Annotated in this window: 23 protein-coding genes, 1 tRNA gene and 1 pseudogene; 15 read left to right on the forward strand and 10 right to left on the reverse strand. The window is 65.6% G+C overall.

The genetic code is table 11. From position 1 onward, the window contains the following. Positions 1-12 precede the first annotated feature (12 nt). From ASD15_RS07335 to ASD15_RS07370, 8 genes are all read left to right on the forward strand, one after another. Positions 13-798 (forward strand): enoyl-CoA hydratase/isomerase family protein, encoded by a 786-nt coding sequence (locus ASD15_RS07335; protein ID WP_057154176.1) that lies wholly within the window; start codon positions 13-15, stop codon positions 796-798. A 10-nt stretch (positions 799-808) separates the two neighbouring features. Next, on the forward strand, positions 809-2,146 hold the full coding sequence (gene bioA / locus ASD15_RS07340; protein WP_057154177.1) for an adenosylmethionine--8-amino-7-oxononanoate transaminase: 1,338 nt from the start codon (positions 809-811) through the stop codon (positions 2,144-2,146). Then, a complete protein-coding gene (gene bioF, locus ASD15_RS07345) occupies positions 2,146-3,342 on the forward strand; it encodes an 8-amino-7-oxononanoate synthase (protein WP_057154322.1) in 1,197 nt (398 codons plus the stop codon). Before bioA ends, bioF begins: the two co-directional genes overlap by 1 nt. 133 nt (positions 3,343-3,475) lie before the next feature. Beyond that, the gene (bioD, locus tag ASD15_RS07350) at positions 3,476-4,195 is read left to right on the forward strand and encodes a dethiobiotin synthase (RefSeq protein WP_157200858.1); all 720 of its coding nucleotides are present in this window, start codon (positions 3,476-3,478) and stop codon (positions 4,193-4,195) included. A gap of 13 nt (positions 4,196-4,208) precedes the next feature. Then, entirely contained in the window at positions 4,209-5,252 is a 1,044-nt protein-coding gene (gene bioB / locus ASD15_RS07355; protein WP_157200850.1) for a biotin synthase BioB, read from the forward strand. 110 nt (positions 5,253-5,362) lie between these two features. Beyond that, positions 5,363-7,420, forward strand: coding sequence for an acetyl/propionyl/methylcrotonyl-CoA carboxylase subunit alpha (locus ASD15_RS07360; RefSeq protein WP_057154179.1), 2,058 nt, complete (start codon positions 5,363-5,365; stop codon positions 7,418-7,420). 13 nt (positions 7,421-7,433) lie between these two features. After that, the gene (locus ASD15_RS07365; protein ID WP_057154180.1) at positions 7,434-8,366 is read left to right on the forward strand and encodes a glyoxylate/hydroxypyruvate reductase A; all 933 of its coding nucleotides are present in this window, start codon (positions 7,434-7,436) and stop codon (positions 8,364-8,366) included. Between the two features lie 13 nt (positions 8,367-8,379). After that, a complete protein-coding gene (locus ASD15_RS07370) occupies positions 8,380-9,291 on the forward strand; it encodes a hydroxymethylglutaryl-CoA lyase (protein WP_057154181.1) in 912 nt (303 codons plus the stop codon). Positions 9,292-9,428: 137 nt separating this feature from the next. Here ASD15_RS07370 and ASD15_RS07375 read toward each other — a convergent pair. Further along, a tRNA-Pro gene (locus ASD15_RS07375) sits at positions 9,429-9,505 on the reverse strand. Between the two features lie 120 nt (positions 9,506-9,625). Here ASD15_RS07375 and ASD15_RS07380 point away from each other — a divergent pair. Then, positions 9,626-10,312: a hypothetical protein gene (locus tag ASD15_RS07380; protein ID WP_057154182.1), complete on the forward strand. Its 687-nt coding sequence runs from the start codon at positions 9,626-9,628 to the stop codon at positions 10,310-10,312. A gap of 16 nt (positions 10,313-10,328) precedes the next feature. Here ASD15_RS07380 and ASD15_RS07385 read toward each other — a convergent pair whose 3' ends face one another. Beyond that, positions 10,329-10,979, reverse strand: a complete 651-nt coding sequence (locus ASD15_RS07385) for a hypothetical protein (protein WP_057154183.1) — start codon at positions 10,977-10,979, stop codon at positions 10,329-10,331. Between the two features lie 127 nt (positions 10,980-11,106). After that, positions 11,107-12,018, reverse strand: coding sequence for a 16S rRNA (cytidine(1402)-2'-O)-methyltransferase (gene rsmI, locus ASD15_RS07390; protein WP_057154184.1), 912 nt, complete (start codon positions 12,016-12,018; stop codon positions 11,107-11,109). Between the two features lie 201 nt (positions 12,019-12,219). Between rsmI and ASD15_RS07395 the strand changes: the two genes are divergently transcribed. The 5 genes from ASD15_RS07395 (at position 12,220) to ASD15_RS07415 (ending at position 15,532) form a co-directional block, all read left to right on the forward strand. Next, positions 12,220-13,365, forward strand: coding sequence for a penicillin-binding protein activator (locus tag ASD15_RS07395; RefSeq protein ID WP_229418102.1), 1,146 nt, complete (start codon positions 12,220-12,222; stop codon positions 13,363-13,365). 9 nt (positions 13,366-13,374) lie between these two features. Beyond that, positions 13,375-13,731, forward strand: coding sequence for a YraN family protein (locus ASD15_RS07400; RefSeq protein ID WP_057154185.1), 357 nt, complete (start codon positions 13,375-13,377; stop codon positions 13,729-13,731). A gap of 76 nt (positions 13,732-13,807) precedes the next feature. After that, complete coding sequence (locus ASD15_RS07405) at positions 13,808-14,404, forward strand: phosphoheptose isomerase (protein WP_057154186.1); 597 nt, start codon at positions 13,808-13,810, stop codon at positions 14,402-14,404. After that, positions 14,397-15,020 carry a BON domain-containing protein gene (locus tag ASD15_RS07410; RefSeq protein WP_057154187.1) on the forward strand — a complete coding sequence of 208 codons (624 nt, stop codon included), beginning with the start codon at positions 14,397-14,399 and terminating at the stop codon, positions 15,018-15,020. Before ASD15_RS07405 ends, ASD15_RS07410 begins: the two co-directional genes overlap by 8 nt. Before the next feature lie 2 nt (positions 15,021-15,022). Continuing rightward, the gene (locus ASD15_RS07415; RefSeq protein WP_057154188.1) at positions 15,023-15,532 is read left to right on the forward strand and encodes a TlpA disulfide reductase family protein; all 510 of its coding nucleotides are present in this window, start codon (positions 15,023-15,025) and stop codon (positions 15,530-15,532) included. A 30-nt stretch (positions 15,533-15,562) separates the two neighbouring features. On the opposite strand, the gene ASD15_RS07420 is transcribed toward ASD15_RS07415, so the two are convergent. The 3 genes and pseudogenes from ASD15_RS07420 to ASD15_RS07425 all read right to left on the reverse strand — a co-directional run bounded on the left by ASD15_RS07420 (position 15,563) and on the right by ASD15_RS07425 (position 17,316). Beyond that, positions 15,563-16,429: a DUF3034 family protein gene (locus ASD15_RS07420; protein ID WP_057154325.1), complete on the reverse strand. Its 867-nt coding sequence runs from the start codon at positions 16,427-16,429 to the stop codon at positions 15,563-15,565. A gap of 45 nt (positions 16,430-16,474) precedes the next feature. After that, positions 16,475-16,876 (reverse strand): annotated as a pseudogene (locus ASD15_RS32870) (group 1 truncated hemoglobin); the annotation flags it as partial. Positions 16,877-16,893: 17 nt separating this feature from the next. Next, a complete protein-coding gene (locus ASD15_RS07425) occupies positions 16,894-17,316 on the reverse strand; it encodes a PaaI family thioesterase (RefSeq protein WP_057154189.1) in 423 nt (140 codons plus the stop codon). A gap of 131 nt (positions 17,317-17,447) precedes the next feature. Between ASD15_RS07425 and ASD15_RS07430 the strand changes: the two genes are divergently transcribed. After that, a complete protein-coding gene (locus ASD15_RS07430; RefSeq protein ID WP_057154190.1) occupies positions 17,448-18,491 on the forward strand; it encodes a 2-dehydropantoate 2-reductase in 1,044 nt (347 codons plus the stop codon). 123 nt (positions 18,492-18,614) lie between these two features. On the opposite strand, the gene ASD15_RS07435 is transcribed toward ASD15_RS07430, so the two are convergent. Genes ASD15_RS07435 through yfcF form a run of 4 tightly spaced genes read right to left on the reverse strand, consistent with a single transcriptional unit; the run spans position 18,615 to position 21,200 of the window. Then, positions 18,615-18,839, reverse strand: a complete 225-nt coding sequence (locus tag ASD15_RS07435; RefSeq protein WP_057154191.1) for a hypothetical protein — start codon at positions 18,837-18,839, stop codon at positions 18,615-18,617. Positions 18,840-18,850: 11 nt separating this feature from the next. Then, positions 18,851-19,846, reverse strand: coding sequence for a lipoyl synthase (gene lipA, locus ASD15_RS07440; protein WP_057154192.1), 996 nt, complete (start codon positions 19,844-19,846; stop codon positions 18,851-18,853). A 4-nt stretch (positions 19,847-19,850) separates the two neighbouring features. Further along, positions 19,851-20,534 (reverse strand): lipoyl(octanoyl) transferase LipB, encoded by a 684-nt coding sequence (lipB, locus tag ASD15_RS07445; protein WP_057154193.1) that lies wholly within the window; start codon positions 20,532-20,534, stop codon positions 19,851-19,853. A gap of 42 nt (positions 20,535-20,576) precedes the next feature. Further along, the gene (gene yfcF, locus ASD15_RS07450; protein WP_057154194.1) at positions 20,577-21,200 is read right to left on the reverse strand and encodes a glutathione transferase; all 624 of its coding nucleotides are present in this window, start codon (positions 21,198-21,200) and stop codon (positions 20,577-20,579) included. Between the last annotated feature and the right edge of the window lie 94 nt (positions 21,201-21,294).

The following is a 21,294-nucleotide window of genomic DNA, read 5'->3' on the forward strand; positions in this document are numbered from 1 at the left end:
GGGGGGACATATATGACTTACGAAACCCTGGAAGTGACAATCGCGGGTAAACTGGCGACGGTGACGCTGAACCGCCCGGACGTGCGCAACGCGTTCAACGAGAAGACCATCAACGAACTGGCGCTGGCTTTCGATGAGCTGGGCCGCAACGAGCTGGTACACGCGATTGTGCTGGCCGCCAATGGCGCCGCCTTCTGCGCCGGCGGCGATTTGAACTGGATGAAAGCAATGGCGGGCTACACGCACGCCGAGAACAATGCAGACGCCATGCAGCTGGCGCAAATGCTGCGCACCATCTACCTGTGCCCGAAGCCCGTGGTGGCCAAGGTGCACGGCGACTGCTACGCGGGCGGCATGGGCCTGGTGGCCGCATGCGACGTGGTGGTGGCGGCCGATGTGGCCAATTTCTGCCTGAGCGAAGTGAAGCTGGGACTGATCCCGGCCACCATTTCACCTTATGTGATCAAAGCCATGGGCGAGCAGGCTGCGCGCCGTTATTTCCTGAGCGCCGAGCGCTTTGGCGCGGCGGAAGCCTACCGTATCGGTTTCGCCCACGAGGTGGTGCCGGCGGAGGCGATCGACGCGAAAGTCGCGGAGATCGTCAAGGCGCTGCTGGGCAACAGCCCGAACGCGGTGAAGGAAGCCAAGACGCTGGTGCGCGAGGTGACCGGGCAGCCGGTAACCGACGCGCTGCTGGCCGACACGGCGCTGCGCATCGCGCATATCCGCGCCTCGGAGCAGGGCCGCGAAGGCGTCGCTTCCTTCCTGGAGAAGCGCAAGCCGGCATGGCTAAACTAATGGAGTATGTTTGGAATCGAATTTACAAAGTGATTGGGTAGCACGCAGCCTGCGCAGTGTATGGCATCCGTGCACCCAGATGCAGCACCATGAGACTGTGCCGCTGATCCCGGTCAAGCACGGCCGTGGCGCATGGCTGTACGACCATGAAGGCCGCCGCTACCTGGACGCGATCAGCTCCTGGTGGGTGAACCTGTTCGGCCACGCCAACCCGCGCATCAACGCCGCGCTGAAGGAGCAGCTGGACACGCTGGAGCACGCCATGCTGGCCGGCTTCACGCACGAGCCGGTGATCGAGCTGTCCGAGCGGCTGGCCGCTTTGACGGGCCACAAGCTCGGCCACGCGTTCTACGCATCGGACGGCGCCTCCGCCGTCGAAATCGCTTTGAAGATGAGCTTCCACTCCTGGCGCAACAAGGGCCGGTCCGGGAAACAGGAATTCGTCTGCCTCAAGGGCAGCTACCACGGCGAGACCATCGGCGCGCTGGCCGTGACCGACGTGGCGCTGTTCAAGGACGCCTACGGCCCGCTGCTGCGCGCCACCCAGACGGTGATGTCGCCGGACGCGCGCCAGGCTGCCGAAGGCGAGACGGCACAGGATGTCGCCCGCCGCGCCGCCGCCGACGTCGAGCGCCTGTTCAATGAACGCGGCGACAAAATCGCCGCCATCATCATCGAGCCGCTGGTGCAATGCGCCACCGGCATGGCGATGCACGACCCGATCTACCTGCAGCTGGTGCGCGCGCTGTGCGACCAGCATTCCGTGCACCTGATCCTGGACGAAATCGCCGTCGGCTGCGGCCGCACCGGCACCTTCTTCGCCTGCGAACAGGCCGGCATCTGGCCGGACTTCCTGTGCCTGTCGAAAGGCATCAGCGGCGGCTATCTGCCCCTGTCGCTGGTGCTGTCGCGCGACGAGATCTACCAGGCCTTCTACAGCGCCGACGTGACGCGCGGCTTCCTGCACTCGCACTCCTACACCGGCAACCCGCTGGCCTGCCGCGCCGCGCTGGCCACGCTGGACATCTTCGAGCAGGACAACGTGCTGGAAGCGAACAAGCTGCGCGCCGCGCGCCTGACGAAAGCGCTGGAACCGCTGGCGAACCACGCCCGCATCAAGAACGCCCGCAAGCAGGGCATGATCTGGGCCTTCGACGCCATCGACGCCGGCCCCACCTTCTCGCGCCGCTACTTCGCCGAAGCCACGCGCCAGGAACTGCTGCTGCGCCCCATCGGTCCCACCATTTACCTGATGCCGCCCTACATCCTCGACGACGGGGAAATCGACGGCCTGGCCGCGCGCACGCTGTCCGTGTTCGAAGCAACGCTGGCCGGAGCGGAGGCATGATGGAACTGCTGAACAAACTCCAATCCCAGCTCAACGTGCTGGAAGAGCGCAGCCTGATACGCAAGCGCCGCACCGTCGATTCGGCCACCGGCCCGCGCCTGACGGTGGACGGCCGCGAACTGCTGTGCTTCAGCAGCAACGACTACCTGAGCCTGGCCAGCCACCCGCGCGTGATGGCCGCACTGCAGGAAGGCGTGTCGCTGTACGGCGCCGGCAGCGGCGCCTCGCACCTGATCAGCGGCCATAGCCGCGCCCACGCGCAGCTGGAAGAACGCCTGGCCGAATTCGTCGGCCCGTATATCGAATCGCCGCGCGCCTTGTACTTCTGCACCGGCTACATGGCCAACCTGGGCGTGCTGACCGGCCTGGCCGCAGGCGACAAGGACACCGAGTTCTTCTCCGAATCGCTGAACCACGCCTCGCTGATCGACGGCGCGCGCCTGTCGCGCACCGCCATCAAGGTGTACGGCCACGCGGACGTGGCGGCGCTGGCCGGCCTGCTGGCCGCCAGCACGGCCGCCAACAAGATCGTGGTCACCGATTCCGTGTTCAGCATGGACGGCGACCTGGCGCCGCTGCCGGAACTGCTGGCGCTGTGCGAACAGCACGGCGCCTGGCTGGTGGTGGATGACGCGCATGGCTTCGGCACCCTGGGCGAGAACGGACGCGGCGCGCTGGAGCACTTCAAGCTGCGCTCGCCGTACCTGGTCTACATGGGCACGCTGGGCAAGGCTGCCGGCGTGGGCGGCGCATTCGTCGCCGCGCATGAAGTGGTGATCGAAACACTGATCCAGAAAGCCCGTCCCTACATCTTCACCACCGCCGCGCCGCCCGCGCTGGCGCACGCGCTGCTCACCAGCATCGACATCATCGCCGGCGACGAAGGCCGCGCGCGCCGCGCCAACGTGCAAAGCCTAGTGAAACAGCTGCGCGCCGGCCTGAAGCTGCAACGCTGGCAGCACATGCCGTCCGATACGGCGGTGCAGCCCATCATCATCGGCGAGAACCCGGAAACCATGCGCGCGGCGGCAGCCCTGTACGCGCAAAGCCTGTGGGTAGGCGGCATCCGCCCGCCCACGGTCCCGCAAGGCACTTCGCGGCTGCGCGTGACGCTGGCCGCCGGCCACACCGCAGCCGAAGTGGAACAGCTCATCGCAGCACTGAACGCATTGGAAAGGACCAGCCATGCGCCCTGAAAATTCGACCATCGCGCCCACCGCCGACGCACCGGATGTGATCGTGGCCGCGCCAGACACGGATCTTGCCGTTGGCCTGGCCACGCCTGCTGCGGCGGCTGCGCCGCAGGCCAGCCCATCGCCAGCGCCGGCGATGGCCGGCCTGCCGCCGCGTTTCGCCTGCTTCGTCACCGGCACCGACACCGAGATCGGCAAGACCCTCACTTCCTCGGCGCTGCTGCACGCGCTGGTGAAGCAGGGCGTGCGCGCTTGCGGCATGAAGCCGGTGGCGGCGGGCGCCGAGCTGCGCGACGGCGAGCTGCACAACGACGACGCCGACCAGCTGGCCGCCGCCGGCAACGTCACCATGCTGCAGTCGCTGACCACGCCCTACATGCTGAAAGAACCGGCGGCGCCGCACATCGCCGCCGCTATGGAAGGCGTGGCCATCGACGCGGTGCCCATCCTGGCCGCCTACCTGGAGATCGCCGCCGCCACCGACGCGGTGGTGGTCGAAGGCGTGGGCGGCTTCCGCGTGCCCCTGAACGACAGCTTCGACACCGCCGACCTGGCGCAGCAGCTGGACCTGCCGGTGATCCTGGTGGTGGGCCTGCGGCTGGGCTGCATCAGCCACGCGCTGCTGACGGTCGAGGCCATCGTCGCGCGCGGCTTGACCCTGGTTGGCTGGGTGGCCAACGAGCTGCAAGCCGAGATGAATTTCGCCGACGAGAACGTGGCCGCACTGGCGCAGCGCATCCCGGCGCCGCTGCTGGGACGCGTGCCGCGCCTGGAACAGCCGACTGCCGCAGCGGCAGCCGCGCACCTGAATTTTACGGGCCTGCCGAACTGGCCGGCCCGCCGCAACAATACCTGAACGTGAAGGAAACATGATGTCCCTGCAAGAACCAAAGACCGTAGAACTGCATCGCCCAAGCCCTGCCATCAAACTGCCGGAAGCGGCCACCTGGCCGCTGGACGACGTGATGGCGCTGTTCGAGCTGCCGTTCAATGAGCTGATGTTCCGCGCCCAGGAAACCCACCGCGCCAACTTCCCGGCCGGCGACGTGGAACTGGCCACGCTGCTGTCGATCAAGACCGGCGGCTGCGAAGAAGACTGCAGCTACTGCCCGCAGGCCGCGCGCTACGACACCGGCGTGGAAGCCAAGAAGATCCTCGGCATCGACACCGTGCTGGAAGCGGCGCGCCAGGCCAAGGAAAACGGCGCCACCCGCTTCTGCATGGGCGCAGCATGGCGCAGCCCGAAGGACCGCGACATGGACAAGGTCGAGGAAATGGTACGCGAAGTGAAGGCGCTGGGCCTGGAAACCTGCGCCACGCTGGGCATGCTGGAAGAGCAGCAGGCCGAACGCCTGAAGGCCGCCGGCCTGGACTACTACAACCACAACCTGGACACCGCGCCCGAGTTCTACAACAACGTGATCTCCACCCGCGAATACCAGGACCGCCTGGACACGCTGGGCCACGTGCGCAACGCCGGCCTGAAGGTCTGCTGCGGCGGCATCGTCGGCATGGGCGAAACGCGCCTGCAGCGCGCCGGCCTGATCGCGCAGCTGGCCAACCTGAACCCCTACCCTGAATCGGTGCCGGTGAACCACCTGGTACAGGTGGAAGGCACGCCGCTGCACGGCATGGACCCGCTGGACCCGTTCGAGTTCGTGCGCACCATCGCCGTGGCCCGCATCACCATGCCTAAGGCGCGCGTGCGCCTGTCCGCGGGCCGCCGCCAGATGGGCGAAGCGGTGCAAGCCATGTGCTTCCTGGCCGGCGCCAATTCCATCTTCTACGGCGACAAGCTGCTCACCACCGACAACCCGGAAGCGAACGACGACCGCGCGCTGCTGGCCAAGCTGGGCCTGGCCACCCGCGCCAACACGCTGGAATCGGTGCAGAAGGAAAGCTGCGCCTGCTGAACGAACTTCTTTGCCAGCGGATCACGAACACCGTAGGGCGGGTTAGCGAAGCGTAACCGGCCAAGCGCACCAAAAAATCTAAAGCCACGAGCTGAATAGAGAGAGACCACATGTTCAAGAAAATCCTGATTGCCAACCGTGGCGAAATCGCCTGCCGCGTCGCCGCCACCGCACGCCGCCTGGGCATCAAGACCGTTGCCGTGTACTCGGAAGCGGACGCCAATGCCAAGCACGTCGCGGTGTGCGACGAAGCGGTGCTGATCGGCCCCGCCGCCGCCAAGGAAAGCTATCTGCGCGGCGACAAGATCATTGCTGTGGCCAAGGCCACCGGCGCGCAGGCGATCCACCCCGGCTACGGCTTCCTGTCGGAGAACGCCGAGTTCGCTGACGCGTGCGCCGAAGCGGGCCTGGTGTTCATTGGCCCGCCGGCTTCGGCGATGCGCGCAATGGGCTCCAAGTCCGCCGCCAAGTCGCTGATGGAAAAGGCCGCCGTGCCGCTGGTGCCCGGCTACCACGGCGACAACCAGGACGCCGATTTCCTGAACCGGGAAGCCGACCGCATCGGCTACCCCGTGCTGCTCAAAGCCTCCGCCGGCGGCGGCGGCAAAGGCATGCGCGTGGTTGACAATTCGGACGCCTTCAAGGAGGCGCTGGCCTCCTGCAAGCGCGAAGCGATCAGCTCCTTCGGCGACGACAAGGTACTGGCCGAGAAATACCTGCAGCGCCCGCGCCACATCGAGATCCAGGTGTTCGCCGACACGCTGGGCAACTGCATCTACCTGTTCGAGCGCGACTGCTCGGTGCAGCGCCGCCACCAGAAAGTGCTGGAGGAAGCGCCGGCGCCGAACATGACGGACGAACGCCGCGCCGCCATGGGTGAAGCGGCGGTGGCCGCCGCCAAGGCGGTGGGCTACGTCGGGGCCGGCACGGTGGAGTTCATCGCCAACCAGGACGGCTCGTTCTACTTCATGGAGATGAACACCCGCCTGCAGGTGGAGCACCCGGTGACCGAAATGATCACCGGCACCGACCTGGTGGAATGGCAGCTGCGCGTGGCCGCAGGCGAGCCGCTGCCGAAGAAGCAGGACGAGCTGCGCATCCATGGCCACGCCATCGAAGCGCGCATCTACGCGGAGAACCCGGAGAAGGGCTTCCTGCCCTCGATCGGCACGTTGCGCCACCTGGACACGCCCGATGCGGTGAACTTCGAACTGGGCGGCATTCCGGGCCATCCGTCCGGCGTGCGCATCGATTCCGGCGTGCGCGAGGGCGACGCCATCTCGCCGTTCTACGACCCGATGATCGCCAAGCTGATCGTCTGGGGCGCGGACCGCAAGCAGGCGCTGGCCCGCATGTCGCAGGCGCTGGCGCAGTACCAGATTGTGGGGCTGGCGGCCAACATCGCCTTCCTGAAACGCCTGGTGGAAGGCGAAGCCTTCGCCACCGCCGACCTGGACACCGGCCTGATTGAACGCAACCACGACGCGCTGTTCCCGGCCGCCCAGCCGGCAGCCGAAGGCGCGCTGGCGCTGGCCGCCGTGGCGCTGATCGAAGCAGAGAAGGACGCATCGGCCGCGCAGTCCGGCGCCAATGCCGCCGACCCGTGGGGACAGGCGCTGGGCTGGCGCATGAACAACGCCTACACGCGCGGCCTGTCCTTCACGGACGACTACGCGGCGGCGCTGCCGGCCAAAGCCTACAACGTGCAGATCACCTACCGCGACGCGGACTGGCTGTTCAACCTGCCGGCTTGCGCCGAGGCGCAGCCCGAGCGCCTGAGCCTGATGTCGCAGCAGGGCACGGACTTCAGCATCAAGCTGGGCGACACCGCCTGGCACGGCAGCGTGCGCCGCGACGGGGATGTGTTCCACGTATTCACCGGCGGCGCGCACTACGCACTGGCCTACAACGATCCGATGGCGCATGCCGGCGAGGCCGAAGCCGATGGCGGCCGCCTGACCGCGCCGATGCCGGGCAAGGTGGTGGCGGTGCTGGCCGAGAAGGGCAGGCAAGTGAAGAAGGGCGACGCGCTGGTCATCATGGAAGCGATGAAGATGGAGCACACCATCTCCGCCCCGCACGACGGCCTGGTCGAAGACGTGCTGTACGCGGTGGGCGACCAGGTTGCCGACGGCGCTCCGCTGCTGGCGTTCAAGGCCGCCGCCTGAGAAGGAGAGCGGCATGCGAATTTTGCTGCACAGGGCGGATGGCCAGACCGAGCCCTGGATCAAGGACTTCGCGCGGCACCTGCCGGAGGCCGAAGTGGTGGTATGGCACGCAGACGAGCCGCTGCAGCCCTGCGACTACGCGGTGACGTGGGCGCCGCCGGAAGCCATGCTGCAGGCGCTGGCCGATGTGAAGGCGGTATTCCTGACCGGCGCCGGCGCGGACGGCATCCTGAATTTCGACGCCCAGCTGCCGCACAACGTGCCCATCGTGCGCCTGGGCGACGCGGGCATGGGCGTGCAGATGGCCGAATACGTCACGCACGCGGTGCTGCGCTACTACCGCCGTTTCGACGAGTACGAGGCGCAGGCGCGCGCCGGGCAATGGACGCCGCTGCAGCAACACAACCGCGAAGATTTTTCAGTGGGCGTGCTGGGCATGGGCATGCTGGGCACCCGCGTACTGCAAGCGCTGAAGGAGTTCGGCTTCCCGCTGCGCGCCTGGAGCCGCAGCGCCAAAAGCATGGACGGCGTGCAGTGCTTCCATGGCGCCGACGGGCTGGACACCTTCCTGCGTGGCTCGCGCGTGGCCGTATGCCTGCTGCCGCTGACGCCGGACACCGCCAACATCCTCAACCGCACCAATATGTGCAAGCTGCCGCAAGGCGCCTACCTGATCAACGTCGGCCGCGGCGCACACCTGGCCGAGCCGGACCTGCTGACGCTGGTCAAATCCCGCCATATCGCGGCGGCCACGCTGGACGTGTTCCGCAACGAGCCGTTGCCCGTGCAGCACCCGTTCTGGCAGGAGCCGCGCATCACCATCACGCCGCATATTTCGGCCCTGACGCTGCGGCGCGAAAGCGTGCAGCAAATCGCCGGCAAGATCCGCCAGATGGAACGCGGCGAGGCGGTGGCCGACGTCATCAACCGCCAGCATGGATACTGAACAAGGGACTCAAATGAACGCACTGCCCAAGCAAGTCAAAATCGTTGAAGTCGGCCCGCGCGACGGCCTGCAGAACGAGAAGGAGACCATCTCCGCCGAGGTGAAGACCGAGCTGGTGGACCGCCTTACCAGCGCCGGTTTCGCCAACATCGAAGCGGCGTCCTTCGTGTCGCCCAAATGGGTGCCGCAAATGGCCACCAGCAAAGAGGTCATGGCCGCCATCGCGCGCAAGCCGGGCACGATCTACTCCGCGCTGACGCCAAATATGCAAGGCTTCGAGGCGGCGCTGGCGGCCAGGGCGGACGAGGTGGTGATTTTCGGCTCGGCCTCGGAAGCGTTCTCGCAGAAGAACATCAACTGCTCCATCGCCGAATCGATCGCCCGCTTCGTGGACGTGGCCAAGGCCGCCAAGGACAACGGCCTGCGCCTGCGCGGCTCCATCAGCTGCTCGTTCGGCTGCCCGTACCAGGGCGACGTGCCGCTGGACGCGGTGGCCGACGTGGTGGGCCGCATGCGCGACCTGGGCTGCGACGAGATCGACATCGCCGACACCATCGGCGTGGCCACGCCGCGCAAGACACAGGCGGTGATGCAAACTGCCATTGGCGCGTTCCGCCTGGACGGCCTGTCAGGGCACTTCCACGACACCTACGGCCAGGCGCTGGCCAACATCTACGCCAGCCTGGAGCTGGGGATTGCGATCTTCCACTCCTCGGTATCCGGCCTGGGCGGCTGCCCGTACGCCAAGGGCGCCACCGGCAACGTGGCCACCGAAGACGTGCTGTACATGATGAACGGACTGGGCATTGAAACCGGCATCGACCTCGACATCGTCGTGGACGCGGGGCAATACATTTCGCAAGTGCTGGGCCGCAAAGGCGCCAGCCGCGCCGGCAACGCCATAGCGGCGAAGCGCGCCGGCTAGCAAGCTGAGCCGCATTCCCCCCCACTTCGGGGTCTGACCCCGAGGTGGGGGAAATGCGGCTTAGCTTGCCTTAAATTTCATCAGCCTGAAATAGAAAAAACCCGCTTGATGTTGCCATCAAGCGGGTTTTTAAATTTTGGTCGGAGTACAAGGATTCGAACCTTGGACCCCCTGGTCCCAAACCAGGTGCGCTACCGGGCTGCGCTACACTCCGAAGAAGCAAGATAATACAAGCTGGGTTTTCTTCGGTCAAGGGCAGCGGCGAAAAAACTTCAGAAATGCAGGTTTTTCTTCGTTATGGGACACTGTCTGCATATTAATTAAGCAAAACATCATGCGCCTGCACTCTTCCTACGCAGTGGAGCGGTATGGCTCGCCGGCCAGCAGGCCGGGCGGCATTGCCATCGGCGTGGCGATTTCCATCGTGCTGCATGTGGGCTTGCTGTATCAGTCCCGTTTCGGCTGGACGCCGCCGGCGCCCGTACTGCCGCAGCAGGAAACCATCACGGTCTGGCTGCGCCCGGCGCCCGTCGCGCCGCCCATCCCGCAGCCGCTGCCGCCGCAGCGCGTGCCGCTGACGGTGCAAGCCGAACCGCCGCCGCCGCCGAAAAAAAACATCCGCAAGGAACGCACTGCGCGCACACCAGCGCCAGCAACAAACCCTGAGGCCACGCCGACAAGCGAAGCGCCGGGCATGACCTGGGTGGCCCCTGCGCCCGCATCGGAAGCGCCGGCGACGCCGGCCGATCCGTTCGCGGAGCCGGCACAGGCCGAGGCGGCCCCAAAGTTCGATATGGATGCGGCGCGGCGCTCGGCGCGCAAGGTGGCGAACGAGCGCGATCCGGCCAAGGCGGGAACGGCGGTGGGGCAATTTCCCGAGAAGCCGCTGGCCAGCGAAACGCCGCTGGCGCGCAAGATGTCGCGGGCGGCGCGCGCCGACTGCAAGGACGGCATCCCGGGCGGCCTGCTGGCGCCGCTATTGCTGGCCATGGACAAAAAGGATCACGGCTGCAAATGGTAGCGCCTGCCGGCGGCAATCACCCCTTGCGCAAGAAGAATTGTGCGGACTTGGCGGATAAAGCCTTATGAACCTGGACGTGGCAAATTCCTCCCGGCAGGCCGCTGGCAGTCTTGTAAAAGTCGGTGGTCAGCAGAAAGCGGAAATCCAGTCCGTCTTCGGATCTCATATTTTGCCGCGCCGTATCCGACAGATCGCATAGATAGGTCAACAAAGCGGTAGCCGCGTTGAGCAGGGTAACGCTGGCTTTGATCTGGGACTTGAACAGCTCTTTTCGGTTCTTGCCGCCCGCCTCTTCGGAGCTGGGCTGCAGCTTGATGAGTATGGTCGGCTGGAAGTCGACATTACCGGGCAGGGCAATATTCAGCCCATCGACCAAACTGCAAAGACGCACTTTACGGTGCTCACTCAATCCGATTTTGCAAGTCTGAAAATTTCCCAGATTAAGGTTCAGAAACCGCTGACACACCGCGTTGTAGTCCGCCAGTATCTGGGTATTCGCGATCGCATCGTAGTACAGCGCCTGCAACTTGGCCGCATGCGGCTGCCCCCACTTGTCCTTCATCCACTTTTCAAAATCGTCCCAGGACTTGTTGGCTTTTCCCATTTGAAAAGCCTCTTTTTTTGCAGCCTTGGCAGTCAGTTGGCTCAATTCTTCCGACGAGATCATAAGAGCTCCTTGTAAGAACAGCGATGGGTTACTTGCATGGCATAATGAACAACATTAAGTATCAAACAGCCCAGTATGCGGCCAAAGCAGCTGCAAATCAATTGCTAAATTTATATCATCCGGGCGTTTATGCGCCAGCGCCGGCCTTCATCTGCAGGGCGCGCTCGTACAGCGCGTTTTTCTTGCGGCCGGTGATTTGCGCGGTGAGCGCGGCGGCCTGTTTGACGGGCAGCTCGGCCACCAGCAGGGCCAGGATACGCTCGGCTTCGGCGTCCTGCGCGTCCTCCGCTTCGGCCGCGCCTTCCAGCAGCACCACGTATTCGCCCTTCTCGCGGTGCGGGTCCGCGCCCAGCCAGGCCACGGCCTCGGACAGCGGGCAGCGGTGGATTTCTTCGAACAGCTTGGTCAGCTCGCGCGCGAACACCACCTGGCGCGTGGGCTCGAACGCTGCCGCCAGCGCAGCCGCGCATTCGACGATGCGGTGCGGCGCTTCGTAGAACACCATGGTGGCGGTGACGTTGCGCAGTTGCTGCAGCATGGTTTCGCGCTGCTTGGCTCTGGACGGCAGGAAACCGATGAAGTGGAACTGGTCGTTCAGCAGGCCGCTGGCGGAGATGGCCGTCACGGCCGCCGAGGCGCCGGGCAGCGGCACCACGCGCAGGCCGGCCGCGCGCACCGCGTCCACGATGCGCGCGCCGGGGTCGGACACGGCGGGCGTGCCGGCGTCCGACACCAGGGCGATGCGTTCACCCGCCTGCAGGCGCGCGACCAGCGTTTCGGCCGCTTCGCGCTCGTTGTGCTGGTGGGCGGCGATGAGCGGCTTGTGCAGGCCGAAGCGGGTCAGCAGCTGGGCGGTGTTGCGGGTGTCCTCGCAGGCCACCGCATCCACCAGGCTCAAAACATGCAACCCCCTCAGACTTATATCGGTGACATTACCGATCGGGGTCGCCACTACGTACAATGTTGCGATAGGATAGGTCTGGTTGGCTGTCTCGCCCAGTACGGGCAGGGTGGCGATGCTGGTTGCTTGGTCTGTCATGGAGGTTGGATGCTGCCTATAAGAGTGAAAATGCTGCTGTTGTGCCTGGCAGCCGGTCTGACCAGCGCTTGCAGCACGCCTTGCGACGCGCCGGGCAAATTGTGCGCGCCTGTGACGTCAATTACAAGCCCGATGCCGCAACCGGCGCCCGCCGCGCCCCGGCCCGCGCCGGAACGCCCGCCGGAAGCGCCGCAGCCGGTCGTGGAAACTTTTGCCGTGGCCATGCCCGGCACGCAGACCGAATCGCCTGCCGCGCTGCCGGCCAGCGCCGGCGCGGACGCATCCGCCGCTGCTCCCAGCGCCACCGCAGGCGCGGCAGCCGATGCCGCTCCCGGCTACCGCATCGGCCTGATGCTGCCGCTGCGCTCCGAACCGCTGCGCGTGGCCGCCGAGGCCGTGCGCGACGGCTTCCTGGCCGCCTGGGAACGCGACCGCGCGGGCATCGCCGTCACCGTGATCGAAACCGGCGACGCGGCGCAGGACGTGCTGGCCACTTACGGCACGGCGCTGGAGCAGCAGGACATGATAGTCGGCCCGCTGGCCCGTTCGGCGGTCACCGCCGTGGCGGCCAGCCCGCTGGTGCAGAAACCCACCATCGCCCTCAACCACCCGGACGGACGCGGCGAAACCACGCTGCCTGCGCAAATGCTGGTGATCGGCTTGTCGATCGAGGACGAGGCGCGCCAGGCCGCCAACTGGGCCGCGCGCGAGCAGCCTGGCGCCATCGCCTACATCCTGTCCAATCAGGCCCAGTACCAGCGCCGCAGCGCGAGCGCCTTCGCCGCGCAATGGCAGCGCCTGGGCCGCTCGGCCAAGACGGCGGAAATGATGGTGCTGAACGGTTACCTGAGCGACGGCGAAATGGTGGCGCTGCGCGCGCGGCTGCAAAGCGAGCCGTCGGCGCTGGTGTTCGCCGCGCTGGACCCGGACCAGGCGCGCCAGCTGCGCGTGGCGCTGCAGGCGCCGCCGCTGGGCGAGATCGCGGTCTACGGCACCTCGTCGCTCAACCCTGGCAAGGCCAGGCAGCTGCCCGGCCCCGAGCTGGACGGCGTGCGCCTGCTGGACCTGCCATGGCAAATACAGCGCGACCACCCGGCGGTGATGGTCTATCCGCAAACGGTGGGCCGGGACGCGGACATGGAGCGCCTGTACGCGCTGGGCATCGACGCCTTCCGCATCGCGCACGAAATCGCCCGCAACGCGCAGCACAAGCAAAGCGCCGATTTCAAGCTGGATGGGGTGACCGGGCAGTTGAAGGTGCGCTTTGGCGACGGCCCGGCCGTGTTCGAGCGGCGCGTGCAGCCGGCGGTGTACAAGAACGGCGTGCCGCAACCGGTGCAGCCTTAGGCCGGCGCCATGCCCCTCACCACGCGGCAGCTGCAGGGCAACGCAGGCGAGGACGAGGCGCTGGCCCACTTGCAGCAGCACGGCCTGGTACTGGTGGAGCGCAATTTCCGCTGCCAGGGCGGCGAGATCGACCTGATCATGCGCGACGGCAAGGGCCTGGTGTTCGTCGAAGTGCGCCAGCGGACCAGCCGCGGCTTCGGCGGCGCCGCCGCCAGCGTCACGCCGGCCAAGCAGCGCCGCCTGGTTCACGCCGCGCAGTTCTACCTGCTGCGCATGAAACCGCTGCCGCCGTGCCGCTTCGACCTGGTGGCCATCGATGCCGGGAAGTTAAGCTGGCTCAAAAACGTGCTGGAGGCGGGTTCCTGAGCGCCCTGCTTGATATGTAAGCATTTTTAACAGCGCTTGTCCGGTCTGTCTCGCGACTGCACTATAATCCCACACCATGAATACTCAACGCATCCTCTCCCACTTCCACGAAAGTGCCGAAATCAAGATCCAGTCCGCGACCGTGCTGGCGCAGCCGATCGGGCAGGCTATTGAACTGATGTTTTCGGCTTTGTCCAACGGTAACAAGATCTTGGCCTGCGGCAATGGCGGCTCGGCTGCCGACGCGCAGCATTTCGCCGCCGAGCTGGTGGGACGCTTCGAACGCGAGCGCTTCCCGCTGCCGGCCATTTCGCTGGCCACCGACACCTCCATCCTGACGGCGGTGGCGAACGACTACAGCTACCGCGAGATCTTCTCGAAGCAGGTGCAGGCGTTCGGCCAGGCCGGCGACATCCTGCTGGCCATTTCCACGTCCGGCAACTCGGCCAACGTGATGGCGGCCATCGAAGCGGCGCTGGAACGCGAAATGCGCGTGATCGCCATGACCGGCAAGGGCGGCGGCGCCATCGGCAAAATGCTGACCGACGCCGACGTGCACATCTGCGTACCGGCCGACCGTACCGCCCGCATCCAGGAAGTCCACCTGGTGACCATACATGCTTTGTGCGACGGCATCGACGTCGCGCTATTTGGAGGAGATGTGAATGAGTAAAGCCGGCACCGTAGTTCGCCGCGTGGTATTTGGCGCTGTCCTGCTGTCGTCGCTGTCCGCCTGCGTTCCGCTGGTGGTGGGCGGCGCCGTGGGCGGCACCCTGGCCGCATCCGACCGCCGCACTTTCGGCGCACAAACCGAAGACAAGGCCATCGCCGTCAAGACCGAAGTCAAGCTGCCCAACCTGGTGGGCGACGCCGGCCATGTGAACGTGGCCAGCTTCAACCGCCGCGTGCTGCTGACCGGCGAAGTGCGCGACCAGGCCATGAAGGACAACGTGGAACGCGAAGTACGCGCCATCGAAGGCGTGCTGTCGGTCACCAACGAGCTGGAAATCGCCGGTCCGGCCAGCTACACCTCGCGCTCGAACGACGCCCTCATCACGACCAAGGTGAAAGCCAGCCTGGTGGACATGAAAGACATCTCGGCCAACTCCTTCAAGGTGGTCACCGAGCGCGGCAACGTCTACCTGATGGGCCGCGTGACGCAGCGCGAAGGCACCATCGCGGCCGACGTGGCGCGCGGCGTGAGCGGCGTCTACAAGGTGGTCAAGGTTTTCGAGTATATTACTGAAGAAGAATGGAAACAGTACCAGCCTAAACCTGCCGCCAACTGATCATGTCCTCCTCCACCGCCTGGATCAAACCCGCCCTGGCCGCCGCTGTCATCGCCGGCCTGGGAGTGACCGCTTACTTTTCGCTGAACCAGCACAGCAGTGCGCCGGATGTGACTTTCCTCGGCATCAAAGGCGAGCAGATCACGCCGGCCAGCTTGCGCGGCAAGGTGGTGATGGTGAACTTCTGGGCCACCTCCTGCGCCACCTGCGTCAAGGAAATGCCGCAGATGGTGGACACGTACAACAAGTACAAGGACAAGGGCCTGGAGTTCGTGGCGGTGGCGATGAAGGAAGATCCGCCCAGTTACGTGCTGAACTTCGCGGAAACGCGGCAGTTGCCGTTCAAGGTGGCGCTGGACGTGAAGGGCGACGCGGCCAAGGCCTACGGCAACGTGGCCATGACGCCCACCACCTTCGTCATCGACAAGGAAGGCCGCATCATCAAGCGCTACGTGGGCGAGCCGGAATTCCCGGCGCTGCACAAGCTGCTTGAAAAAGCGCTGCAGGGTTAAAAAGAGGACGCCGCCGGCGTCCTTTTCGTTTTAGAAGCCGGTTTGCACCGACAGGTACCAGCCCTTCTGCTTTTTCTTGTTGAACACCGTGATCTCGCCCAGGTTGGCGTAGGCCGCCGTGACGGACATGTTGCGGGTCGGGAACCAGGCTACAAAAGCGTCCCAGTAGGCTTTTTCCGGGTCCACGCCCAGATTGTGCGGCTTGCGGCGGTACTCGGCGCCGAGCGCCAGCTTGCGGTTGATCAGGTAGGCCACCGACGCTTCCGGCATGATCCTGGCATGGTCGCCCTGGTCGCCGCCGAAGCCGAGTATGCCCATCTGGTTGGCCTTGGTGGCGCGCAAGGTGGCATTGACCAGCAGGCTCTGCTCGAACAGCACCTTGGTGGCGGCCACGTAGTAGTCGTAGCCGCTGTCATCCCTGGCGCCCAGCTGGGTCACATTGGTGACGCCCAGCGCGCCCAGGCCGCCGACGCCCTTGTTTTTCTTGTACATGATGCCCGCCGCCACCTGCGGCAGCCAGGAGTCCTGCTCGTAGACCGCGTCGCCCATCAGGCGCACCTTCAGCCCGACGATGTCCTGCTTGATGCGCAAGTCGTGCAGCGGCGCCAGGTCGCCCTTGAAGTCCTGGCGCGCCAGCGACAGCTCCAGCCGGTCGCCGATGCCGATCGCCACGCCGTAGGCGCCCAGCGAATAGTCCTGCGTTTTCACCTGCGTGTAGTGGGCATTGGCGCCCCAGCTGTCGCGCGAGCCGTAGCCGGTGATCAGCGCCCACGGCGTGATGCCGCCGCCACCGGCGCCTTCGAGCTGGCTCACGCCGCCGGTAGCCAGGAATTTGCCCATGTCCGGCCGGGCGCCCAGCTGCACACCCGGCGAGGACGTCACGATATCGCGCTGCATCGGCGCCAGCTTGGCGATCAGCTTGTTCGACACGCTGGTGGCCACGCCGTGCTGTTCCATGGCGATCTGCAGATCCTCGGCCAGCGCGTTGAACTGCGCGTTGCTGATCTTCAGGTCGATATGGACCGACTTCATGTCGCGCACCGTGCCCACGCCGTCCATGGTCTTGTCGCGGTATTTGCCGGTGTACTTGCACGGGCCGCCCGCGAACTCGCAGAACTGCTCCTGCAGGCGCAGGTTCAGCTGCGGAATGTCGAAATCGTCGAACGACGCCTTGATGCGGGGGTCGGCCAGCACCAGCGCGACAAAGGTATCGGTGATCTTCTTGATCCCTTCCTGGCCGCCCAGCCCCCGGTAGGTGGCATCGTCGTTGTACGGAGTCTGCGCGCAGGCAAGCGAGGACGCCAGCAGCAGGCCGAGCGTTGCGGTACGGGCGGCTTCGATCATGAGCAATCCTTAGCGCCTTACTTCGGATACAGGATCATCTGCGTGCAGCGGAACATGGCGATGGTCTTGCCCGTATCCTTGTGCACCACGGTGGCGTCCCAGACCTGGGTGGTGCGGCCCATGTGCGCCACCTTGGCGGTGACGGCAACGACGCCCTCGCGCGCGGTGCCGAGATGGTTGGACTTCAGTTCCAGCGTGGTGAAATTGGCCGCACCTTCCGGCAGGCTGGCGATGCAGCCGTAGCCGCAGGCGGTATCGGCCAGGGTGACCACGGTGCCGGCGTGCAGGTAGCCGTTCGGCGCCAGGTGGTGGGGCGCCACCGTCAGTTCAGCGCTGGCCTCGCCCGGGGCGATGGCCGTGAAGTGGATGCCCATGTGCCCTGGCAGTTTGCCTTCGCTGCGTTCGTTGAACTGTTCGATGCTGAATTTCGGTGCGTTCATGCGTTGTTCCATTCACTTTGTCTTAGACGAATCATAGAGAAGCGCCGCCGGATTGTCGCTATTTTTACTGTTCACGACGGCGTTTGCGTTCATATTGGAGCCTGGCCCACAACAGTATTCTATTGCTATTCATGGACAGTCCGCTTGCTCCCTCTCCCGGCGCGATCGCCGTCTTCGGCGCCGGCTCGATCGGCGCCTACGTCGGCGGCGCGCTGCTGGGCGCGGGCGCCAATGTGACTTTGCTGGGGCGGGCGCGCATGCGCCAGCGCATCGCCGCGCACGGCCTGCAGCTGACCGACCTGCATGGCCGCGCTTTAAGACTGGACGGCGCGCGCATACCCTACACGGACGATGCCGCCGCGCTGGCTGGCGCCGCGCTGATCCTGGTGACGGTGAAAAGCGCGGACACAGCAGCGGCAGCCGAGGCCATCCGTGTGCATGCGGGGCCCGGCGCACTGGTACTCAGCCTGCAGAACGGCGTCGGCAATGCGGACACGCTGCGCCGCATCCTGCCCGGCTGGACGGTACTCGGCGGCATGGTGCCCTTCAACGTGGTGCAAATGCCCGATGGCCGCCTGCACCGGGGCACGGCGGGCGAACTGATGGCGGAGGCATCGCCCGCGCTGCAGCCGTGGCTGGCCGCGTTCGCAGCGGCGCAGCTGCCGGTCACCGAATGTGCGGATTTCGCGTCCATCCAGTGGGGCAAGCTGCTCATCAACCTGAACAATTCCGTGAACGCGCTGTCCGGCGTGCCGCTGGTGCAGCAGCTGCGCCAGCGCGGCTACCGGCGCTCGCTGGCACTGATGGTGGACGAGGGCCGCGCGGTGCTGGCCAGGGCGGGCATCAAGCCGGCCAAGGTGGTCAGCGTCGGCCCGCGCGCGTTCTCGCTGATCCTGCGGCTGCCGGACGCGCTGTTCACGCGGGTGGCGGCGTCCATGCTGAAGATAGACCCGGAAGCGCGTTCATCGATGTGGGAAGACTTGCAGGCCGGCCGCAAGACCGAAGTGCACTACCTGAACGGCGCCATCACGGCGCTGGCGGCCTCGCTGGGCATGGATGCGCCCGTCAACCGCCGCATGACGGAACTGGTGACGGCTGCGGAAGAGGGCAAACAGGGCACGCTCGGCGCCGCAGACATGTTCAAGATATTGTCCTCGACGGCAGACACGCACTAGCTCTGCCAGGACTGCGCGATAGGTGCGGAAAGTGATTTGCACTCGCCAGTAACGGAGCCATCCTTTAAAAACACCGGTCCATCGGCGAGGTAGAGCGGCATTTTGCGGCCAACCGTGCCGGGTTCACTCAGGCTGCGTAGAAGCCCGGCATGTGTAGGGGGCCTGGCCCAGGATGAGCAGTTTGACGTCGTCGAATGGCGTCAGGCCGACGGCGCGCAAGATGTCGCGGCCGGGCGGGCAGCAGTGGCCCGCCGCGTACTCTTCCTTCACGAAGGCGGTCAGCGAGGACCAGTACGGCTGCCCGAACCGGTCCTGCAGCTGCAGCTTCCAGGACGGTTCGATGCGCACCTGCGCCAGGCTTACACGGCTTCCAGCACGTTGTGCGCCTGTTCGTCGGCGTGGTACGAGGAACGCACCATGGCGCCCACGGCGGCGTGCTTGAAGCCCATCTTGTAGGCCTCTTCCTCGAACATCTTGAACACGTCCGGGTGCACGTAGCGGCGCACCGGCAGGTGGCTGTTGGACGGCGCCAGGTACTGGCCGATGGTCAGCATGTCGATGTCGTGCTCGCGCATGTCGCGCATCACCTGCAGGATTTCCTCGTCGGTCTCGCCCAGGCCCACCATGATGCCGGACTTGGTCTTCACGCCGGGGTACATGGCCTTGAAGTCTTTCAGCAGCTTCAGCGAATGCATATAGTCCGAACCCGGACGCGCTTCCTTGTACAGGCGCGGCACGGTTTCCAGGTTGTGGTTCATCACGTCCGGCAGGCCGTTGGCGAAGATGTCGAGCGCCTTTTGCAGGCGGCCGCGGAAGTCCGGCACCAGTACTTCGATCTGCGTCTTCGGCGACAGTTCCTTGGTCTTGGTGATGCACTCGACAAAGTGCTGGGCGCCGCCGTCGCGCAGGTCGTCGCGGTCCACCGAGGTGATCACCACGTAGCTCAGGCGCAGCTTGGCGATGGTGTTGGCCAGGTTTTGCGGCTCGTCGACGTCCAGCGGGTCCGGGCGGCCGTGGCCGACGTCGCAGAACGGGCAGCGGCGCGTGCACTTGTCGCCCATGATCATGAAAGTGGCCGTGCCCTTGCCGAAGCATTCGCCGATGTTGGGGCAGCTCGCCTCTTCGCACACGGTGACCAGCTTGTTCTCGCGCAGGATCTCTTTGATCTCGTAGAAGCGGGTGTTCGCCGAGGCGGCCTTGACGCGGATCCAGTCCGGCTTTTTCAGGCGCTCGATCTGCTCGATCGGCGTGATCTTGATCGGAATGCGCGAGGTCTTGCTGGCGCCTTTTTGCTTTTCGCTAGCGTTGTAAGCTGGGGCGGCGGGGGCGGTGCTGGAAGGGGTCTCGGTGGTCATAGGCTTAAATTGATACAGTAGTTTCTTCGGCGGGAACAGCTGCCTCAAGCAGCCGCACCAGTTCGTTGGCCAGCGCCAGCTGCACGTCGGCAAGCGGCGCTTCAACCCCCATGGATCGCATATCGATGGTTTCCAGTCCGGAGTAGCCGCATGGGTTAATCCAGGTAAACGGAGCAAGGTCCATGCCAACATTCAGCGACACCCCATGGTAGGTGCAGCCGTTGCCGCGCACTTTCAGGCCGAGCGCGGCGATCTTGGCGCCTTTTTTCGGGCCGCCGGCGATATAGATGCCGGGCGCGCCCTCGACGCGTTCACCGCCGAGATTATACGCCTGCAGCACATTGATGATGGCTTGCTCGATTTTATGGACGAACTGGCGGGCGTACAGCTTGCCGCCCGGCTTGTTGCGGCGCAGGTCCATCATCAGGTAGATCACCACCTGGCCGGGGCCATGGTAGGTGACTTCGCCGCCCCGGTCGGTCTGTACAACCGGGATGGCCGCCGCGCCCGCCAGCAGGTGGCCGCGGTCGGCGCCCAGGCCCAGCGTGAAGACGGGCGGATGCTCGACGATCCACAGTTCGTCGGGCGTATCGGGCGTGCGCGCGTCGGTGAACACGCGCATGGCGGCGAAGGTGGGTTCGTACTCGGCTTGGCCGAGGTGGCGGATGATTGCCGGGGCGATGGACATCCCGACATTATAAGTCAGTGATGAAATACTTTCTTGCCGCGCCTATTTTTTGGGCAGGAGCGTCAGCCACGCCTGCACCGGCGGACGCTGCCACTGGCCCTCGGCGTAGTCGACCAGCTTTTGCGGCACCTCGTGGCCGCTCCTGATCAGGCGCAGCAGCATGATGGCCAGGTCGGTGTCGGCCACGCACCAGCGGGTGAACAGGTTGGGGCCGTCCACCAGCTTGCCGGCGGTGCGGATCAGCTTGTCGGCCGCGGCCAGCGCCTCGGCCGACAGCGGCTGCGTGGCCGGCTCGTAGAACACCGTGATGGTGCTGCGTTCTTGCCGGATCGGCATCAAATCGCTGCGCAGCCAGGCCTGGATCTGGCGCGCCTGGGCGCGGCGCTGCGAATTGCGCGGCAGCACGGCGTGGTATTCGGGCGCCGGAAACACTTCGTCCAGGTACTCGCTGATGGCGCTCGACTCGGTCAGCACGAAGCCGTCGTGCACCAGCGCCGGCACGCGCGCGGTCAGCGCCAGGTCGCGAAACGGGGGCTGCAGCTGGGCTCCGGCGTCCAGGTCCACGGTCTTCAGTTCGAACGGCAAGCCCTTTTCCTTCAGGGTGGCGAACACGGACAAGGCGTAGGGACTGGTGAACTGGCTGTCGACGTACAGGGTAAGGCTCATGATGCGCTCCGGCGTAGTGAGGGTTTCCACACATGGTAAAGCTTGCCCATGCGTCCACATAACGATATATTTTGACTGTTCTTGCTAATCTCAT

Origin of the sequence: Massilia sp. Root351, from assembly GCF_001425045.1 — a bacterium.
Taxonomy (GTDB): Bacteria; Pseudomonadota; Gammaproteobacteria; order Burkholderiales; family Burkholderiaceae_D; genus Rugamonas.

What these genes read in the sequence shown, in the direction of transcription:
- ASD15_RS07370 (WP_057154181.1), top strand. Translation starts at nt 8,380, where the DNA reads ATGAACGCACTGCCCAAGCAAGTCAAAATCGTTGAAGTCGGCCCGCGC.
- bioB (WP_157200850.1), top strand. Translation starts at nt 4,209, where the DNA reads ATGATGTCCCTGCAAGAACCAAAGACCGTAGAACTGCATCGCCCAAGC.
- ASD15_RS07335 (WP_057154176.1), top strand. Translation starts at nt 13, where the DNA reads ATGACTTACGAAACCCTGGAAGTGACAATCGCGGGTAAACTGGCGACG.
- ASD15_RS07415 (WP_057154188.1), top strand. Translation starts at nt 15,023, where the DNA reads ATGTCCTCCTCCACCGCCTGGATCAAACCCGCCCTGGCCGCCGCTGTC.
- ASD15_RS07405 (WP_057154186.1), top strand. Translation starts at nt 13,808, where the DNA reads ATGAATACTCAACGCATCCTCTCCCACTTCCACGAAAGTGCCGAAATC.
- ASD15_RS07400 (WP_057154185.1), top strand. Translation starts at nt 13,375, where the DNA reads ATGCCCCTCACCACGCGGCAGCTGCAGGGCAACGCAGGCGAGGACGAG.
- ASD15_RS07420 (WP_057154325.1), bottom strand. Translation starts at nt 16,429, where the DNA reads ATGCAGCGCGATATCGTGACGTCCTCGCCGGGTGTGCAGCTGGGCGCC.
- ASD15_RS07425 (WP_057154189.1), bottom strand. Translation starts at nt 17,316, where the DNA reads ATGAACGCACCGAAATTCAGCATCGAACAGTTCAACGAACGCAGCGAA.
- ASD15_RS07365 (WP_057154180.1), top strand. Translation starts at nt 7,434, where the DNA reads ATGCGAATTTTGCTGCACAGGGCGGATGGCCAGACCGAGCCCTGGATC.
- ASD15_RS07410 (WP_057154187.1), top strand. Translation starts at nt 14,397, where the DNA reads ATGAGTAAAGCCGGCACCGTAGTTCGCCGCGTGGTATTTGGCGCTGTC.
- lipA (WP_057154192.1), bottom strand. Translation starts at nt 19,846, where the DNA reads ATGACCACCGAGACCCCTTCCAGCACCGCCCCCGCCGCCCCAGCTTAC.
- ASD15_RS07380 (WP_057154182.1), top strand. Translation starts at nt 9,626, where the DNA reads ATGCGCCTGCACTCTTCCTACGCAGTGGAGCGGTATGGCTCGCCGGCC.
- bioD (WP_157200858.1), top strand. Translation starts at nt 3,476, where the DNA reads ATGGCCGGCCTGCCGCCGCGTTTCGCCTGCTTCGTCACCGGCACCGAC.
- yfcF (WP_057154194.1), bottom strand. Translation starts at nt 21,200, where the DNA reads ATGAGCCTTACCCTGTACGTCGACAGCCAGTTCACCAGTCCCTACGCC.
- ASD15_RS07385 (WP_057154183.1), bottom strand. Translation starts at nt 10,979, where the DNA reads ATGATCTCGTCGGAAGAATTGAGCCAACTGACTGCCAAGGCTGCAAAA.
- lipB (WP_057154193.1), bottom strand. Translation starts at nt 20,534, where the DNA reads ATGTCCATCGCCCCGGCAATCATCCGCCACCTCGGCCAAGCCGAGTAC.
- bioF (WP_057154322.1), top strand. Translation starts at nt 2,146, where the DNA reads ATGGAACTGCTGAACAAACTCCAATCCCAGCTCAACGTGCTGGAAGAG.
- ASD15_RS07360 (WP_057154179.1), top strand. Translation starts at nt 5,363, where the DNA reads ATGTTCAAGAAAATCCTGATTGCCAACCGTGGCGAAATCGCCTGCCGC.
- ASD15_RS07430 (WP_057154190.1), top strand. Translation starts at nt 17,448, where the DNA reads ATGGACAGTCCGCTTGCTCCCTCTCCCGGCGCGATCGCCGTCTTCGGC.
- rsmI (WP_057154184.1), bottom strand. Translation starts at nt 12,018, where the DNA reads ATGACAGACCAAGCAACCAGCATCGCCACCCTGCCCGTACTGGGCGAG.